Origin of the sequence: Cerasicoccus arenae (assembly GCF_014651635.1) — a bacterium.
GTDB classification, from domain to species: Bacteria; Verrucomicrobiota; Verrucomicrobiia; order Opitutales; family Cerasicoccaceae; genus Cerasicoccus; species Cerasicoccus arenae.
In genome coordinates this window covers 1-1,599 of record NZ_BMXG01000051.1, presented here as the reverse complement: position 1 = coordinate 1,599, position 1,599 = coordinate 1, and the positions used below count along the sequence as shown (strand labels likewise).

The window sequence follows — 1,599 nt, the reverse complement described above, 5'->3', positions numbered from 1 at the left end:
GCCTCCGGCCGAATACGCCCAGCAAGCTGTAGCCAAGACAACAACAACCCAATCGAAGCGGAAAATCCTAGCACTGCCTATGGCATGAAGATTGGGAGCGGGTCAAAATAAAGCCAGACTAACACATGCACTGGCTCAGTTTGCGTAACTCGACCAAAGGAAAATGCGTGCGGATGGCTTGTAGCAATTCTAGCAATTAACTACAGTTTTTCACGATATCCGTGTAGAATTGCCACGCCTCGTTTCGAGTCAAGGCAATGTCAATAGGATATGGGTCCTCTTTCTGTGGAATAGCATGCAAACGTCTGCTAAATTCTTCGACGTCGTTTGTATAAATATACCAACTCCTGCGGCCATTATTTGTAATTACGACAGCAAGCGCTGATTGCGAATCGCGCTCAAGCTCAGGTATCAGATGGTTCTCAAAATCTTCCAAACTCCTTTCCTCGGCTTCTGACGGAAGCCCTTGGTCAACAGCATCCTCGAACCCCCAAGTGATTTTTAATTGGTGAGGAATTAGTCGGCGACCTGAATCAATATCCAAACCCTGTCGAAACCTAACTAATAGAGGCAACCCATCATGGGTCCCCTTTGAAAGAGTCCACACATCATTTATTACAAAAACATCCATAAACAATCACTCCTTAGCAACCAGGCTTAGGCCTTACATGCTTACTCATAGAATTGCCTTCCTCCTTCAACTCAGTTGCTGCTTTTTGCTCAGAGGCAAGTATCTTCTCCCTAGAGGTTTGTCCATCACTTCCAGTAACGTTCTTCTCCACAACCTCAGCTTGAAAACGACCTACACCTTCTTGTTTATTAAATTGATTAACTTGCCTGTTTGCTTGGCCCGACGTTCCATTCTGATTTAATTCCGTTCCACTAACACCAGTTTTTACTGCATCACTGCCTCCTGCCGGGTTTTGAACTTGAGTATCTCTAATCACATATCGGTGTTGGGGCTTTTCACTTTTTTTTGAATTCCCATTTTCGTCACCATTGTGGACTAATATCGAGTTTATTCCGACGAAATAGTTATGGTCGACTGCAACCTCTAAATTGAAGGTGTCTTCCGGTTGACTAAGCTCGTGCATAGTTGTGCCTTCAATTTCAGCAAGTCCGCCATCAGCTAGGCGAACAACCATGCCCGGTTTCAGGTCGATTGCATAAAGCCAGTCATTTTCAGACTCTACCCAGAAACAGTGAAAACGTGTTGCAACAATCGTCCCAGCTGCAATTTCAACATCAATCCAATAATAGGTGAAATTATTTATCGTCTCCAACACTTCTCGTTCGACAACTTCACCAGTTTCAAAGTTATAAGCGTAGACCAAATCCCCAGATTCAAGGTCCTGAATCTCCACAAAGCCATCCGGCGTGGAAACTAAAGTTCCTGCAATGAAACATCCATCGGGAACAACTTTCTTCGCCTTATTAAACTTATTCAGCGCAGCGGCTTCATCGATAGGAATTGCAAGTTCGGTTGCTAATTCGTAAGCGTCCGGCCTCCACCCTTCTTGACTGCCAATGGTAACCATTGGCCTTTCTTCTTGGTAATGATTTGGAGTTAGTGGCGATTTCCTAATGGTGACCATTGGT

At 44.6% G+C, this 1,599-nt stretch carries 2 protein-coding genes; both read right to left on the bottom strand.

Annotation, left to right across the window (positions count from 1 at the left end; all coding sequences use genetic code 11):
• Positions 1–196: 196 nt before the first annotated feature.
• Positions 197–631 (bottom strand): DUF695 domain-containing protein, encoded by a 435-nt coding sequence (locus tag IE065_RS17830; protein WP_189517676.1) that lies wholly within the window; start codon positions 629–631, stop codon positions 197–199.
• 13 nt (positions 632–644) lie between these two features.
• On the bottom strand, positions 645–1,599 hold a 955-nt coding region (locus tag IE065_RS17825; RefSeq protein ID WP_229792163.1), incomplete at its 5' end, for a Hint domain-containing protein.

What these genes read in the sequence shown, in the direction of transcription:
- IE065_RS17830 (WP_189517676.1), bottom strand. Translation starts at nt 631, where the DNA reads ATGGATGTTTTTGTAATAAATGATGTGTGGACTCTTTCAAAGGGGACC.